Below are 15,839 nucleotides of genomic sequence, written 5' to 3' on the forward strand. Positions count from 1 at the left end.
AAAATATGAATTTAAAATTTATAAATGATACGAATATAGAATTTTAGCAAAAAACAGGAGAGCGGATCAAAAGAAATCTGTCCTCCTGTTTTTAGCAATTTTATCTGCAATATCCATAATGCGAGTATAATTTTTCTGGAAAAACATCTGATAACTTTTACAGTAGTAATTTTGATAACTGTTGGAAGTTTTATTATAGTCGCGGTTTCTTTGACAGCCACCCTTGCAAAGTGGATAATATTTACAACATTTACAATTAGAATCCAGTTTTTGAGAGCATTCTATAAATCCCGAATCTACCCGATGCTGATTGATTACATCTATCCGATCTGTGTTAAAATTACCGAGGAGATATTCGTCAAGAACATAGAAATCACATGGATAAACACTTCCGTCTGCTTCAACAACATTCTGGATTCCGCAGAATCCACGCTGCTCACAGGATTCTGGATAATAACCCATTGCGATTGCAACATAGTTTTCGAATTGACGGATAAATGGCTGCTTTCCTTGCTGTAGATCGCTGTACCAAAGTTCAAAAAGATCAATCAAAAATTGTCCATATACTTCTGGTGAAAGCGAATGAGGATTGTTTCCGTGAGGTTCATTTAAAGGATCGAGACAGGCAATATATTGTTGATAATTCCATCCTTTTTTTTGATAAAAGGAATAGATGGTACGTATGTGAGCGGCAATTTGGGGCGTTACCACTGTTAAAATATTGTAATCGACCTGATATTGATCCATTAACTTGGCTGAGGCAACAACCCTGTCAAAAGTATCCTCGTTATTTGCTGTACGTCGGTAGATATTGTGGATTTCTCTGGTGCCATCAATAGAAAGTCCTACCAGAAAATGATTTTCGTGAAAGAATTTGCACCATTCTTTATCTAACAGATAGCCATTGGTTTGGAACGAATTTGATATGGTAATGTTGTTTTTGTTATATTGCTTTTGAAAGGCGATAGCCTGCTTGTAGAAATCCAGACCGCGTAAGGTTGGTTCACCGCCCTGATAGGCATAACTGATATATCCTTCTGCATGAAGCAGAGTCTTTCGAATAACATTTTTTAAGGTTTCTTCCGTCATAAATCCATAAGATTTATGTGTTCGCTTCTGGGCTTCATCGCAGTAAAAACAGTAGTCACAGGACATGTTGCACAGACTGGATGAAGGTTTTATAAGAACACTGATTGCGGGCATATAAATTCCTCCTGTTAGATTATTGCTTATATTCCAGACCATATGTTCGGGATAAAGTGAACGATAACAAATTATCTTTTGTTTTATAAAAATGTTTAAGTTCAGTTTACATGATACGCAGAGAAAAGTACAATGCAAAAAGAGGATTGTGTCATATCAAGACTGCATGAATGATATAAAATCTGCATTTGAGTAAAAGATAGATTTATGTTACCATGAAGTTATTGAGGTGAGCAGGATGAATTTATTACAGATAAAATATTTTTTAGAAGTAAGCAAAACATTGAATTTTACAAATGCAGCACAGAATCTATTTGTATCGCAACCTGCATTTAGCAGACAGATTCAGGCACTGGAAGAAGAATTGGGGGTAAAATTACTATTTCGAAATAATCGGAAAGTGGTACTTACAGAAGCAGGAAAAGTGTTTCAAAATCGATTTAAAAAGATTGTTAATGAGATTGAGGAAAGTTTAGAAGAAGTGAAAAGTAAGACCGCACATCAGGACTTTGTTCGAATTGGAGTATTGCAAGTGATTACTTCGGAGTTGATTGATAATTTATTAGAAAAATTATGCGGATTTTTCTCTCCGGAAAAGATTCAAATATACAGATATCGATTTGATGAGTTAAAGGAAGATTTTGAAAAAGATAAGATAGATATTGTTATATCTCTGGGCGGATTTTTATCAGAAAGAAGCGAGATTGAGCACTATACGTTGGAACGAATTTCAGCTGGGATTATATGTTCTAAAGAGATGAAATTTAATCAGAAAAAGAAGGAAGTCCTGTATCAGGAACTTAAGAATAAAAAATTAATCTGTGTAGAAAAAGAATTAGATCCTGAGTTTGGAAAATATCAGGAAATGATATTGCATAAATTACAGATTGCATCAGAACAAGTTATATATACGGGCGATGTTATAAATACGATTTTACATTTACATAAAAAGGATGGATATAGCATTTTTTACAAAAACCCAGATTTGCTTGAGTCTGAGAAGATACAGTTTATACCGATTGAGGATGAAAGCATCTATTTTAAGATTATGATAAGTTGGAAAAGAGAAAAGAAATTTCCAATAAAAGAAGTATTTGGATAAAAACATGGTTTGATGCAAATGCAGAATTGCATGATGAGTTTCAGGCATTATACAAGTAAAAGCAAAATTGTTATAGTTTCTTTAGAACGAGAGACTATAACTTTTTTATATTAGGAGATGATATTTTGAATTATGTATTGCTGTTTCCAGATGAAATGAGAGCAGAAAGTCTGGGGTGCTATGGACATCCGTTGGTAAAGACCCCGTACATTGACAGACTTGCACAGGAAGGAACATTATTTGAACAAAACTATACGACACATCCGGTTTGCGGTCCATCCCGATGTAACTTGGTCAGTGGCTGGTATCCGCATGTAAATGGAAAAAGAACGTATTATAATATTACAGAGCACGATCCTAATTTTATATCGCATTTAAATGAGGCTGGATTTGTGACGTGCCACGCAGGAAAAGATGATATGTTTGATAAACAATCCATGCAACATGTCTTCAAAAAATTACTCCCATTTAAAAGGAGAGATGTTACAAAATCATATCGTGCAATTGAAAACGCACCATATTCTATGTTATATCCACCAATTCCAAATATAGATCAGAAAGAAATCGGGGATGAGCAACATACAGAAGACGCAATTGAATTTATAAAAGAACAAGCTCAGAAAAAGCAACCCTTCTTTTTGATGTTATCATGGATGAATCCTCATCCTCCATATACGGCTCCGGAAAAATACTATAACATGTATAATGCCAAACAGATTCCATTTCCGAGAAAATTGGAATGGGTGAAAAAGAACAAACCTGAATTATATAAGGTTTTAAAGAAGTATCGAAATACGGAAGAAGAGACAGAATTATTTTTTAGAAAAATCAATGCTGTTTATCTTGGAATGATATCTTATGTGGACGAATTGACAGGTAGAGTTGTACAGACGTTGAAAGAAGCCGGAATTTATGAGGAGACAACAATTATTTTGTGCTCTGACCATGGAGACTTCGCGGGAGATGCAGGAGAAGTTGAAAAGTGGCCCTCAGATATGACGGATATGATAACGAGAGTTCCGCTTATTATAAGAAGACCGGGATGTAAGGGTGGACAGCGAATTAAGACACTTACACAGTCTTTTGATATTTTCCCGACGATTTTGGATTATGAGAATATAGAGTTGCATTATCAACAATTTGGGGTTTCACTTCGTCCACAATTAGAGGGAGAGAATGGGGATGAGTCACGTGCGGTTTATTGTGAAGGGGGGTATGATATAAATGAACCACATTGCTTTGAACCGACATGCTTTAAAGGAACACCATTGGATTTTCCACAAATTCCAGGAACAGATTATTATCCGAAATGTCTGCAGCAACAGGAGAGACCAGAAACAGTATGCCGTGTTGTGATGCAAAGATATAAAGAATGGAAACTGATTGTGAGGACAAATAGAGAAAATGAATTATATAATATGCAAATAGATCCATGGGAAGAAGAAAATTTGTATGGACAAGAGGAATATAAAGACATTTCTATTAAATTAGAAAGAAAAATGTTAAATTGGTTGATTCATACTTCGGACGTGGTGCCAATAGAAGGTAGATGATTACAGGAGGGCGAAAGATGAATGTATTATTCTTTTTTACAGATGAAATGAGAGCGGATGTGTTGAGATGCTATGGAAATCAGGTGTCAAAAACACCAAATTATGACTGGATTGCAAAAGAGGGAACTTGTTTTGAGAATACTTATGTTGCAAATCCAGTATGTGTTGGTTCAAGATGTTCTCTGTTGACAGGATGGTATCCGCATGTAAATGGTCATCGGAGTTTGTTACACTTTATAGACGAACATCATCCTAATTTCATGAAAGATTTTAAAGATGCAGGATATAACGTACAGTTTTATGGGAAAAACCATTGTTTGAACGATGAGGCTTCAAGGCAGTCTTTTACGAAGAGTCTGGGATTGAAACTGGCATGGCGGAAAGACAATGAGGTTGTGAAAACTGAAAAATTACCGATGTTTTCTGGACGTTACCACATGTTATTGGAGCCAATGGAAGACGAAGAATTAGAAGAAATGACAGATACGAAAATGGTAAATGCCGGAGTCGATTTTCTGAATCACTATCAAAAAGGAGAGAATCCATTTTTCCTGTTTGTATCATTAAATAATCCACATGCGCCATATACGATTCCGAAAAAATATTATGACATGTACAATCCGGATGATTTGCCAGAATTGCGAAGAAAAGATTTGGAAAATAAGCCTGCTTTTATGCGAATTATTCGAGAATATAGTCATTTCGAAAAGGTGGATGATGATATATTTCGTAAGTGTGCAGCAGTGTATCTGGGTATGGTAAAGTATTGTGACGATATGTTGGGTAGATTAATTGAAGCATTGAAACAGAATCGTTTATTGGAAGACACGATTATCGTAACCTCCTCTGATCATGGAGACTGGGCAGGAGATTATGGGCTGGTTGAAAAATGGCCAAATGCGTTTGATGATGATCTGACAAAAGTTCCGTTATTGATAAGGGTTCCAAATTCGTTAAAAGAACACAAGGTAAAACAACTGGTGTCAGAGCTGGACATTTTCCCGACTTTATTAGATTATGCAGGCATAAAAGCAAAGCACGATCATTTTGGCAAATCGCTTAGAAATTTGATTGATGGGGAGAAAGAAACCGAAGATGCAGTTGTCTATTGTGAAGGGGGATATGATGTTCGGGAACAACAGTGTTTTGAAGGAACGGAGCGGGACTATAATTTTTTAATGCGACCAGAGTGTATTTATTATCCGAAAATGTTGATTCAACAGGAAAGACAGGAATGTGTGTGTCGAGGTACGATGATGCGGAAAAAGAACTGGAAGCTGATTGTGAGAACAAATGGAGAAAATGAATTATATAATTTGGAGGTGGATGCAAAAGAGGAAAAGAATTTATATTATAATCCAAATTATAAAAATATTGTCTGTGAGATGAAAAATCAAATGTTGGACTGGTATTTACAGACATCAGATGTTGTTCCAGGATTGCAGGAATGATATATTTATAGAAAGATATGTCAGTAAGAGGAGAAGATTTCCTCCATAAGAATAGAAATATAAAAAGAAACACAAAAAGATAGGACGAGATCGATGAAAAGTAAAAAAGAAATTTTACTGAAATTATTTATATCTACACTTTATTTAAGTACATTTACTTTCGGAGGAGGATATGTCATCGTAACATTGATGAAGAAAAAATTCGTAGATGAATATCACTGGATTGATGAAAAAGAGATGCTGGATCTGATTGCAATCGCACAATCTTCGCCGGGCGCGATTGCCGTGAACGGAGCAATTGTTGTAGGATATAAGCTTGCGGGGATCTTGGGAGCAATGACTGCGATTATTGCGACGATACTACCTCCGCTTGTTATTATTTCTGTCATTTCTGTGTTTTACAATCAGTTCCACAATAATGTGATTGTAAGCCAGATATTAACTGGTATGCAGGCGGCGGTAGGCGCAATCATTGCGGATGTAGTATATGGAATGGCAAGCGGTGTAGTAAAAGAAAAGAAGGCAGCACAGAATCTGATTATGATTGTAGCATTTATGGCAACCTGCTTTTTTGGAGTACCGGTTTATGCAGTGATTTTAATCTGCATTGGAATTGGATGTGTGCAAACATGGATAGGACGGAGGAAATGGGCATGATTTACTTACAATTATTCTTTAGCTTTTTGCAAGTTGGCCTTTTTAGCTTTGGCGGAGGGTATGCAGCGATGCCATTGATACAGGAACAGATTGTTACAAAGCATGCGTGGTTGAGTATGGTTGAATTCACAGATTTAATTTCCATTTCGCAGATGACACCGGGACCGATTGCGGTGAATTCTGCAACTTTTGTTGGAAATAAGATTGCAGGTGTTGGAGGCGCTTTGATTGCTACAACAGGCTGTATTCTTCCATCTTGCATTATTGTGACGAGTATTGCCTATGTTTATCTGAAAAATCGAGAGAATCAGGTAGTTCAAGAAGTGCTTCAGTCGTTGCATCCGGTGGTAATTGCCATGATTGCATCTGCGGGTATTAGCATTTTGATTACCGCATTCTGGGGAGATGGTGGGAAAATTTCTGTTTCAAATATAGACTGGAGCATGGTTGTAATTTTTGTTATTTCCTTGTTCTTATTGAGAAAAACTTGTATAAGTCCAATCTTAGTGATGATTTTGGCAGGTGGAATGAAACTTTTTACTTCCATGCTTCTGTGAAAGGTCAAAATTGAATATAAAAAGATGACCTTTTAAGTTTCGACAAAAAATAAAGAAAGATAAGCAGGTCATTTTGAGTCCAGAAAAGAAGGCATATGTGATGAGGTATGGATATACATCAATCGGTATAATGAGAATGTAATATCAATCAGGTCGAAATGAATCGTAACAGATTGGAAAATCGAGGAAAAAGAAAGGAAATAACTATGAAAGTATTAGGATTATCATTTGGTAAAAAGAATGCAAACACAGACATTCTTGTAAAAGAAGCTCTTTATGGAGCAAAAGAAGCATTTCCAGATGCTGAGATTAATTTTATCAATACACAGAGACTGAATATCGGTCGTTGTATCGGATGTGGAGCCTGTTCAACAGCTTTAGAAAAAGGAAAAGATAACAACTGTATCATCAAAGATGATTTCCAGATGGTAGAAGAGGCTGTTCGTGAAGCAGATGCAATCATCCTTGGAGCACCTGTATATGTATTGCAGCCAGTAGGACAGTTCAAAGATTTTGTAGACCGTTTCTCATGCCGTCACGATGTATCAGCTATTAACTGGGTACTGGATAAGAGAAGAGCTGGAGAAGCTCCTGGTAACGCAGACGATTATCCAATCGAGAGATTAAGACGTCGTACAGTTTCTTACATTTCAGTAGGTGGAGCAAGCACAGAAAACTGGGTATCTATGGGAACAGCAACTCTGCATTTATTCGGATTCCCTGCAATGATGAAAGTTGTTGCTAACTACAATGCAAACAGCATGGGAACAATCGGAAATCCATACCTGAATGACGAAATGATCGGACATATGCACGAGATTGGAAAACGTACAGCAGCTGCTGTAGAGATGGATGATAAAGATGTTGAATTCTACGGACCAAAAGGAATGGGAACATGTCCTGTATGTCACCAGAACCTGTTGACAGTAAACGGAACAACAACAGTAGAGTGTCCAATCTGTGGTATCGAAGGAAAGATTTCTATCGATGGAGATAAATTAAATGTTGAGTTCTCTGAAGCACAGCAGGCAAGAGCAAGAGGAACATTTGCCGGATTAAGAGAGCATACAACAGAAATCCAGGGATTCGGAGCAATCTGTGGACCTAAGATTATGGCAAACAAAGAGCTGCTTGAGAAGAAGATGGAGCGTGTTAAAAAGTTTGATGAAATGATTAACGCATAAGACTTTATGAAATGTTATAAATTGTAATACATAGTGGTATGGATTCCCCCGCAGGGTGTTGTGATATGCAGTATTCTGTGGGGGTTACTGTTTATAGGGACCATTTGGGGACGGGGATTAGTGGCTCTTTTGGCATGCCAAAAGAGCCACTAATCCCCGTCCCCAAATGGTCCCACTAATCCCCGTCCCTAAATGGCTTGAAGCTGAAATTGTTTTGGTGAATGCTTGACGAAAATATTATCACCTATTAAAATTAAAAATAGTGACTAAAAAGCAGAAACCACAAAAGAGAGGTAGTACTTGAATGGATAATATGCGAACAATTATGGACTTCGAATTTGATACTAGCGAAGTACAGAATACACATTTTCATCAGAATCTGGAGATTGTATATGTTCTGGAAGGCAGTGTGGAAGTACAGATTGAACCAGAAACTTATAATTTGAAAAAAGGTGATTTTTTACTTATTAATGCGAACAAGCGTCATTCTTGGAGGGCGACAGAAGAAAAAATCCTTCTTGCATCATTTCAGATTAATTTTACTATGTTGGCAGAATATATGGGAACAAATCAGTTATTATTCTGGTGTAATACAACGGTTGATAAAAATGAGTCTTATGAACAGTTGAAACGAGTGCTGGATCAGATGCTGAATCGTTCTTATGATAAAGAAAAAGAAGGGGCGATTTATCTCAATAGCATTTATTATGAAGCTATTTATTTGTTAGTAGCTTACTTTATGATAAAAGCGGACGATGTAAGAATGAAAGAGAATTTTACCCCGGATAATTCGCGAATATTTGAGATACAGAATTACGTGCAGGCAAATTATCAAAAACAACTGAGTCTGAACGATCTGGCACAGAAATTGTATTTATCGAATGCATATTTATCCAAATATATTAAGAAACATTTTGGACTTAGTTTTTTGGAATATGTCAATAATATTCGTCTGTTCCATGCAGTAGATGAGCTTGTCTATAGCGAAAAAAAGATTACAAGAATTGCACTGGACAATGGATTTCCTACAACAGCAGCATTCAATAAGGCTTTTAAAGAAATCTATAATATGACTCCGTCGGCATATCGTTCGACTGTTCATAAAGAAGAAAATCTGAATGAGAATAAAGAGGCAAAACAAGAACTGGATAAAAGGGTGAAAGAATATCTGACAGGCAAAGAGCCGGTGGCGGATAATACAGCGACAAGAAATATGAATCTGTATGTCGTAGATGCAAAGAATACTACAGAGTGGGAAAAGCCATGGGATAAAATCATCAATATGGGAAATATTGATTCGCTGCTCAATTATGATGTGCAGAGTCAGTTGCTTATTATGCAGAAAGAAATCGGATTTTCCTATGTCCGGATTTACAATATATTTATGCAGGATATGTATTATGAAAATATTTCCGGAGATAACAAATATAATTTCAGCAGAATAGACCGCGGGCTGGATTTCTTGGTAGAGCATAATTTGAAACCATATATAGAACTCTCATTTAAACCAACAGATGTAAATTATACAATCAATTCGTCTGTCGGAGACCGATATAATGAAATCATATTTCATGACAGAGAAAGTTATGTAGAGGTGATGCAGGCGTTTTCATCACATATTGCAAACCGATATGGGGTAAATGAAATCGAGAGCTGGTATTTTGAACTTTGGAAAGATGACCGTCTCAATATGCTGGATGCGAAAGGGTGGTATTTTGACTGTTTTGAGATTGGGTATCATGCATTAAAGAAGATATCGCCAAAAATTAAGGTAGGAGGAGCTGGATTTGCACTTGGATACGATAGATATCAATACAGTATTTTGATTCAAAATTGGAAAACAAGAAGTGTCAGACCAGATTTTATCAGTGTGTACTCGTATTCTTATTTATTGTTGCAGCAGGACGGGGTTTATTTTGGAAAGCGTTCGCTTGATAACAGCTTTGTGAAAAATCAACTGGAATTATTCAAAGATGTTTTGAAAGCAGAAGATTTTATGCCGGATGAACTACATATTACAGAATGGAATTTTACAATATCAAATCGAAATTGCATCAATGATAGTTGTGCACAGGGAGCATACATTGTGAAAACGTGTATCGAATCGATTGGCGAAGCAGATATGATGGGGTACTGGCATGGTTCGGATTTGCACACAGAATATTATGATTCCGATGCTGTTCTGTATGGGGATAATGGTCTTCTGACAAGAGATGGAATCAAAAAGCCATCCTTTTATGCATTTCATTTTCTGAAATTTTTAAAAAAGGGCTTACTCGGTAAAACAGAAAATGCGTTGTTGACAACAGATGGACGAGGTGTATATACTATTGCGTGCCATAACTGTAAAAAATTCAATTATCGATATACAATGAAGGATGAGAAAGATATTCGGGTAGATGATATTGACAGTTTATATGAGGATACAGATTCGATTCATTTAAAATTTCAGATTAATAATGTAGAAAATGGAAACTATGTTATGCGCGTTTTTTATGTGAATGAAGATAATGGAAGTATCCAAAATATATGGAAGGACATGGATTATATCGGCAATCTTTCCAAAGGAGAGGTTGAGTATATGAAACGAAGTGCAAACCCGAAGGTAGATATGAGAAGGATTACAGTGGAGGACAACGTTCTGCGTATTGAGACAAAATTAAAAGCACATGAGATTAAAGTGCTGGACATTCACTATCAATATTAGAAACATATAATTTTGGAGCACTGAAATAAAAGGGAAAATGGAATGAGAGGAACGAAAAGTGAATAAGTTAAAACGATTATTCGCACCGGTGGATATGACGGTCGGAAGACCATGGGAAGATATTCTAATCTTTACGATACCGATGCTGATAGGAAACATTGCACAGCAGCTTTATAACACTGTTGACAGCATCGTGGTTGGAAGATTTGTAGGAGATAACGCACTGGCTGCCGTTGGAAGTGCAGGTCCGATTTTAAATCTGCTGATTGTATTGTTTGTCGGAATTTCGGTAGGAGCAAGCATTATGGTATCCCAATATCTTGGAGCCAGAAACAGAGAGGCGTTATCGGGAACAATCGGAACTTGTATTGTATTAACGGCAATTGCATCATTGATCATTATGGTAGTTGCTACGTTGGTAGCAAGACCACTCCTGGAATTGCTGAATACACCGGAGACAATTTTAGACTGGTGTACATCTTATTTGAGAATTCTCTTTCTAGGTGCAGCAGGGCTTGCGTTTTATAATATTTTAAGTGGTGTACTTCGGGGATTGGGAGACTCGATGTCAGCCCTTTTATATCTGCTGGTAGCAAGTGGGTTAAATATTGTGTTAGATTTACTCTTTGTAGTAAAATTTGGCATGGGAGTAAACGGGGTTGCACTTGCAACTGCAATCGCACAGGGAATTTCAGCAATTTTGTGTGTGAGAAGACTTTCAAAATTAACTGAGCTCTTTGATCTGAAGTGGAAATATATCAGGTTAAATAAACATCATGCAGGAAATATCATTCGACTGGGCGTTCCGTCAGGAGTGACACAGGCGATGATCTCAATGGCGATGTTGATCGTACAGTCATTGACGAACAGTTTTGGAGAGCAGTTTATTGCAGCAAATGTAATTACGATGCGTGTGGATGGATTTGCGATGCTTCCGAATATGTCATTTGGTAATGCAATGACGACTTATGCAGGACAAAATGTCGGAGCAAACCAGTATGAACGTGTTGCTAAGGGAGCAAAACAGGGACTCTTTATGGGAGTCGGAACATCGGCGGTCATCACAGGGTTGATCTTAATCTTTGGTAAGCCGTTGATGGGAATCTTTACAAGTACATCAGAATTGGTAGATTTAAGTTATCATCTAATGCAGATTCTTGCGGTAGGATATCTGGTTATGTCAGTTACACAGGTGCTGTCTGGAATTATGAGAGGCGCCGGCGATACGATGACACCGATGTGGATTTCGATTGTACAGACAATTGTAATTCGTGTTCCACTGGCATATCTCCTTGTATATGCGTCCAGAAGTGCAGCATTCCCACAGGGAAAACGTGAATATATTTATCTGTCACTTGTTATTTCGTGGGTGATCGGAGCGTTAATTACTACTTTCTTCTATAAAAGAGGAAAATGGAAAACAAAAGCAATTAAATAAAAAAGGAAAAAAGCAGATGCAGGTTTCAAATTCGAAACCTGCATCTGCTTTTTGAAACAAAGGTTTATGAAAGAAAAGAATGGAACAGAAATATGCACGCTGAAAAATGGCGAAAAAGATAATATGAGGATATCAAACATAATAAAGGAGGGTAGGAAGAATAAGTGAATAGCAACATTGCTAAAGATGGGAAAGTCGGACGAAATGAAAAGTTCTATTTTTGATAAAAGAATATAATCTGTCAGTCATATTTTATTTAAAAATAGACTCTTGAAAATTCGAACGAAGAAAGGAAGGGAAACAATGGAAAAACTGAAAGGAAAAGATTATTTCTCATTTGGAATTGGAAACGTGGCATCCCAATTATCATGGACAATGGTAAGTTCGTATCTGACATTATTTTACACAGATGTATTTGGATTGCAGGCAGGAGCTGTTGCAATATTGTTTTTGGTAGCAAGAATATGGGATGGAATTAATGACCCGATGATGGGTGCGATTATGGAGCATACACATACAAAATACGGAAGATTCCGTCCTTATATTGCAATCGGTGCTCCGTTGTTGGTTATATTTACAATTTTAACATTTAGTGTACCAGGTTTTGGTAGTGTGGGAAATCTGATTTATGCTTACATTACATATATCGGACTGGGAATGGTTTACACAATGACGAATGTGCCATACCTTGCATTGCCAGCAGTTATGTCAAATGATCCGAAAGAAGTGAATAAGTTAAACACAGCACAAATGATGGGAATGGTAATTGGTATGATTGCTTTACAGTTATGTACATTACCATTAGTAAATTATTTTGAAGGTATCTGGCCGGGAAGAGGATATCAGATTACAGCAGGAGCATATGCAATTGTTGCATTACCACTTTTCTGGTTCTGTGCGAAAAACTGTAAAGAGAGAATTACAGTAAAGAAAGAAGAGCAGACTTCTACAAAAGAATCATTAAAATATGTGCTGAAAGATCGCAATGCTATGTCTGTTATTGCATACACAACATTGAATATGATTGGAATGATGGGAAGAATTGGATGTGCAACATACTTTTACATTTATGTTGTTCAAAACTTTGCTTTAATTACTGTGTTTATGATGATGCCAATGTTTGTAGGTGCAATCGTAATGCCTTTTGGACCAAAAGTGATTGATAAACTTGGAAGAAAGAAAACATTGTATGTAGCTCTGATTTTTCAAACAGCAGGATGCCTTATGATGTTCTTTGGACCTTATACAAATATTCCGTATTTGCTGCTGGCACATGTTGTATATGGAATCGGATATATTGGTGGAGCGTGTGGAAGTTCAATGTTAGTTGATGTAGTCACAGATATTCATGATAGAACAGGTGCAAGACCGGATGGTATATTATTTTCAATGAACAGTCTGGCAGGAAAGATTGGGCAAGCAATTGGTTCTGCACTTGGAATTGCTATTATTGGATGGTTTGGATATGTAGCTGGAAAAGACATTACAAATGAAGTCAGAAACGGAATTCAAATTGGTGTAAACTTAATGCCGGCAATTGTATATGTATTAGCACTGATACCGGTAGCTATGTACAAGCTGGAAGACTAAAGAAAGCGAACGAAAGAAAAAGAAGACAAAAAAGATATATCTTTTTTTGTCCTCTTTTTTTGTACAAAAAGAAAGAGTCCAAATACTGTATGAAATTAGGTTAATTTTGTGAAAGCACGCCGGAAATATATTTTATATAATGGAATCAAGTTAAGAGAGAAAAATGAAAAGGAGCGAAACAGCATGAAATTAGGATTTGTAAGTGCAATTCTTGATACTTGGAGTTATGAAGAAATGATGGATTTTGCATCAGATCATGGGTTTGAATGCGTAGAAATTGCCTGCTGGCCACAAGGTAAAGCAGAGAGAAGATACGCAGGAGTAAGTCATATAGATGTAGATAAAGTCCTTGCAGACGATGAGTATGCAAAACATATTCTTGACTACAGTAAAGAGAAAAACGTAGAAATTTCTTCTCTTGCATTTTATCCAAACACAATGGATGGAGATTTAGAAAAGAGAGCTTCTGTAGTAGAACATTTGAAAAATGTAATCCGTGCAAGCCATAAGCTTGGCATTGGTATGGTTACAACATTTATCGGAAGAGATCAGACAAAGAATATCGAAGAAAATCTGGAGCTTGTAAAAGAAGTTTGGCCACCGATTATCAAACTTGCAGAGGAAGAAAATGTAAAAATAGCAATCGAAAACTGCCCAATGTTGTTTGGACCAGACCAGTGGCCGGGCGGACAAAATTTAATGACAACACCGGCTATATGGAGAAAAGTATTTGCAATTCTTGATAGCGATAATCTGGGAATCAATTACGATCCATCACATTTTGTATGGCAGATGATCGATTATATTAAACCGATTTATGAATTCAAAGATAAAATTTTCCATGTTCATTACAAAGATATTAAGCTTTACAATGACCGTTTGAATGATTGCGGAATTATGGCATATCCACTTGATTTTATGTCACCAAAGCTTCCGGGACTGGGAGATGTAAGATGGGATAAATACGTATCTGCACTGACAGACATCGGATATGACGGATACACATGTATTGAAGTAGAAGATAAAGCTTTCGAAGGAAGCAAAGAAAAAGTAGAACAGTCTCTGATCTTAAGCCAGAGATATTTGAAACAGTTTGTCATCTAGGAAAAAAAACAAGCGGCTGCGCAGCAGACATTTGTTTTTAACCTAGATGACAGCGAAAGAATCAAAGAGTGCGAAGCACGACAGATGCGTTAAGCATCTGGATTCTTGAGCTGAGTAAGTGAAACAAACTAAAATATATAAAAAGGAGAACTAAAATGGGAAAATTAAGAATTGCAATCGTAGGTTGTGGAGGGATCGCAAATCAGAAACATATGCCATCTATCAAGGCAAATGCAGACAAAGCTGAAATGGTCGCTTTCTGTGATATCATTCCGGAGCGTGCAGAAAAAGCTGCAAAAGAATATGGCGTGGAAGGCGCTAAGGTTTACACAGATTATAAAGAAATGCTTGCCGATACAAGTGTTGAATTTGATGTTGTACATGTATGTACACCAAATGTGGCTCATTGTCCGATCACAGTAGCTGCTTTTGAAGCTGGAAAACATGTAATGTGTGAGAAGCCAATGGCTCACAATACAGAAGATGCACGTAAAATGATTGATGCATGGAAAAAATCAGGAAAGAAATTCACAATCGGATACCAGAACCGTCTGCGTGACGATACTCAGACATTGCATGCATCTTGCGAGGCTGGAGAACTTGGAGAAATCTATTTTGCAAAAGCACATGCACTTAGAAGAAGAGCTGTTCCTACTTGGGGCGTATTCCCTAACAAAGCCCTTCAGGGCGGCGGTCCTTTAATCGATATCGGAACACATGCACTTGATATCACACTGTGGATGATGAACAACTATGAGCCAGAATCAGTATCAGGACAGGTATTCTACAAGCTTGGACGTCAGGAAGATGGCCCTGCAGGAAATGTATTCGGACCATGGGATCCTAAGACATTCGAAGTAGAAGACTCAGCATTCGGTCTTGTAAAAATGAAAAATGGTGCAACAATTTATCTGGAAGCATCTTGGGCACTGAATGTACTGAAATCTATGGAAGCTTCTACAACACTTTGTGGAACAAAAGCAGGTGCTGAAATCCACCACGGTGGAAGCTACCCACAGGATGAACTGATCTACAACACAGTAGAGCATAATCAGTTAATGGAAAAAACAATCTCACCTGCAGGTGTTGTTGATTTCTTTGAAGGCGGAGCAGCAGCAGAGGCAGTTCGTGAGCAGGAGCAGTGGCTCAATGCAATCATCAATGATACAGATCCACTTGTAAAACCAGAGCAGGCATTTGTTGTAACACAGATTCTCGAAGGAATTTACAAATCAGCAGAAACAGGAAAAGAAGTATTCTTTGACTAAGATAAATATTGAGAATACCGGTATT

At 37.1% G+C, this 15,839-nt stretch carries 12 protein-coding genes; 11 read left to right on the forward strand and 1 reads right to left on the reverse strand.

The genetic code is table 11. The features are described from left to right. Positions 1-66 precede the first annotated feature (66 nt). Entirely contained in the window at positions 67-1,203 is a 1,137-nt protein-coding gene (locus H8S40_RS05150) for an anaerobic sulfatase maturase (RefSeq protein WP_186864748.1), read from the reverse strand. 238 nt (positions 1,204-1,441) lie between these two features. Here H8S40_RS05150 and H8S40_RS05155 point away from each other — a divergent pair, with 238 nt between their 5' ends. The 11 genes from H8S40_RS05155 to H8S40_RS05205 all read left to right on the forward strand — a co-directional run bounded on the left by H8S40_RS05155 (position 1,442) and on the right by H8S40_RS05205 (position 15,814). Next, entirely contained in the window at positions 1,442-2,305 is an 864-nt protein-coding gene (locus H8S40_RS05155; RefSeq protein WP_186864749.1) for a LysR family transcriptional regulator, read from the forward strand. A gap of 125 nt (positions 2,306-2,430) precedes the next feature. Next, a complete protein-coding gene (locus H8S40_RS05160; RefSeq protein WP_186864750.1) occupies positions 2,431-3,858 on the forward strand; it encodes a sulfatase-like hydrolase/transferase in 1,428 nt (475 codons plus the stop codon). A gap of 17 nt (positions 3,859-3,875) precedes the next feature. Continuing rightward, complete coding sequence (locus H8S40_RS05165) at positions 3,876-5,309, forward strand: sulfatase family protein (RefSeq protein WP_186864751.1); 1,434 nt, start codon at positions 3,876-3,878, stop codon at positions 5,307-5,309. A 93-nt stretch (positions 5,310-5,402) separates the two neighbouring features. Continuing rightward, entirely contained in the window at positions 5,403-5,966 is a 564-nt protein-coding gene (locus H8S40_RS05170; RefSeq protein WP_022076232.1) for a chromate transporter, read from the forward strand. Beyond that, positions 5,963-6,523 (forward strand): chromate transporter, encoded by a 561-nt coding sequence (locus H8S40_RS05175; protein WP_186864752.1) that lies wholly within the window; start codon positions 5,963-5,965, stop codon positions 6,521-6,523. Before H8S40_RS05170 ends, H8S40_RS05175 begins: the two co-directional genes overlap by 4 nt. A gap of 206 nt (positions 6,524-6,729) precedes the next feature. Next, positions 6,730-7,707 (forward strand): flavodoxin family protein, encoded by a 978-nt coding sequence (locus H8S40_RS05180; RefSeq protein WP_117989724.1) that lies wholly within the window; start codon positions 6,730-6,732, stop codon positions 7,705-7,707. 304 nt (positions 7,708-8,011) lie between these two features. Next, positions 8,012-10,414 carry a GH39 family glycosyl hydrolase gene (locus H8S40_RS05185; RefSeq protein WP_186864753.1) on the forward strand — a complete coding sequence of 801 codons (2,403 nt, stop codon included), beginning with the start codon at positions 8,012-8,014 and terminating at the stop codon, positions 10,412-10,414. Positions 10,415-10,472: 58 nt separating this feature from the next. Further along, entirely contained in the window at positions 10,473-11,852 is a 1,380-nt protein-coding gene (locus H8S40_RS05190) for an MATE family efflux transporter (RefSeq protein WP_366482271.1), read from the forward strand. A gap of 303 nt (positions 11,853-12,155) precedes the next feature. Next, on the forward strand, positions 12,156-13,442 hold the full coding sequence (locus tag H8S40_RS05195) for an MFS transporter (RefSeq protein ID WP_186864754.1): 1,287 nt from the start codon (positions 12,156-12,158) through the stop codon (positions 13,440-13,442). Positions 13,443-13,625: 183 nt separating this feature from the next. Further along, on the forward strand, positions 13,626-14,546 hold the full coding sequence (locus tag H8S40_RS05200; RefSeq protein ID WP_186864755.1) for a sugar phosphate isomerase/epimerase family protein: 921 nt from the start codon (positions 13,626-13,628) through the stop codon (positions 14,544-14,546). Between the two features lie 155 nt (positions 14,547-14,701). Next, on the forward strand, positions 14,702-15,814 hold the full coding sequence (locus tag H8S40_RS05205; protein WP_186864756.1) for a Gfo/Idh/MocA family protein: 1,113 nt from the start codon (positions 14,702-14,704) through the stop codon (positions 15,812-15,814). The last annotated feature ends 25 nt before the right edge of the window (positions 15,815-15,839 follow it).

It is taken from the genome of Ruminococcus hominis (assembly GCF_014287355.1).
Classification (GTDB): domain Bacteria; phylum Bacillota; class Clostridia; order Lachnospirales; family Lachnospiraceae; genus Schaedlerella; species Schaedlerella hominis.

Bases quoted from the DNA above. Each gene is read 5' to 3' on its own strand.
- H8S40_RS05150 (WP_186864748.1), bottom strand. From the start codon at position 1,203: ATGCCCGCAATCAGTGTTCTTATAAAACCTTCATCCAGTCTGTGCAAC.
- H8S40_RS05155 (WP_186864749.1), top strand. From the start codon at position 1,442: ATGAATTTATTACAGATAAAATATTTTTTAGAAGTAAGCAAAACATTG.
- H8S40_RS05165 (WP_186864751.1), top strand. From the start codon at position 3,876: ATGAATGTATTATTCTTTTTTACAGATGAAATGAGAGCGGATGTGTTG.
- H8S40_RS05170 (WP_022076232.1), top strand. From the start codon at position 5,403: ATGAAAAGTAAAAAAGAAATTTTACTGAAATTATTTATATCTACACTT.
- H8S40_RS05175 (WP_186864752.1), top strand. From the start codon at position 5,963: ATGATTTACTTACAATTATTCTTTAGCTTTTTGCAAGTTGGCCTTTTT.
- H8S40_RS05180 (WP_117989724.1), top strand. From the start codon at position 6,730: ATGAAAGTATTAGGATTATCATTTGGTAAAAAGAATGCAAACACAGAC.
- H8S40_RS05185 (WP_186864753.1), top strand. From the start codon at position 8,012: ATGGATAATATGCGAACAATTATGGACTTCGAATTTGATACTAGCGAA.
- H8S40_RS05195 (WP_186864754.1), top strand. From the start codon at position 12,156: ATGGAAAAACTGAAAGGAAAAGATTATTTCTCATTTGGAATTGGAAAC.
- H8S40_RS05200 (WP_186864755.1), top strand. From the start codon at position 13,626: ATGAAATTAGGATTTGTAAGTGCAATTCTTGATACTTGGAGTTATGAA.
- H8S40_RS05205 (WP_186864756.1), top strand. From the start codon at position 14,702: ATGGGAAAATTAAGAATTGCAATCGTAGGTTGTGGAGGGATCGCAAAT.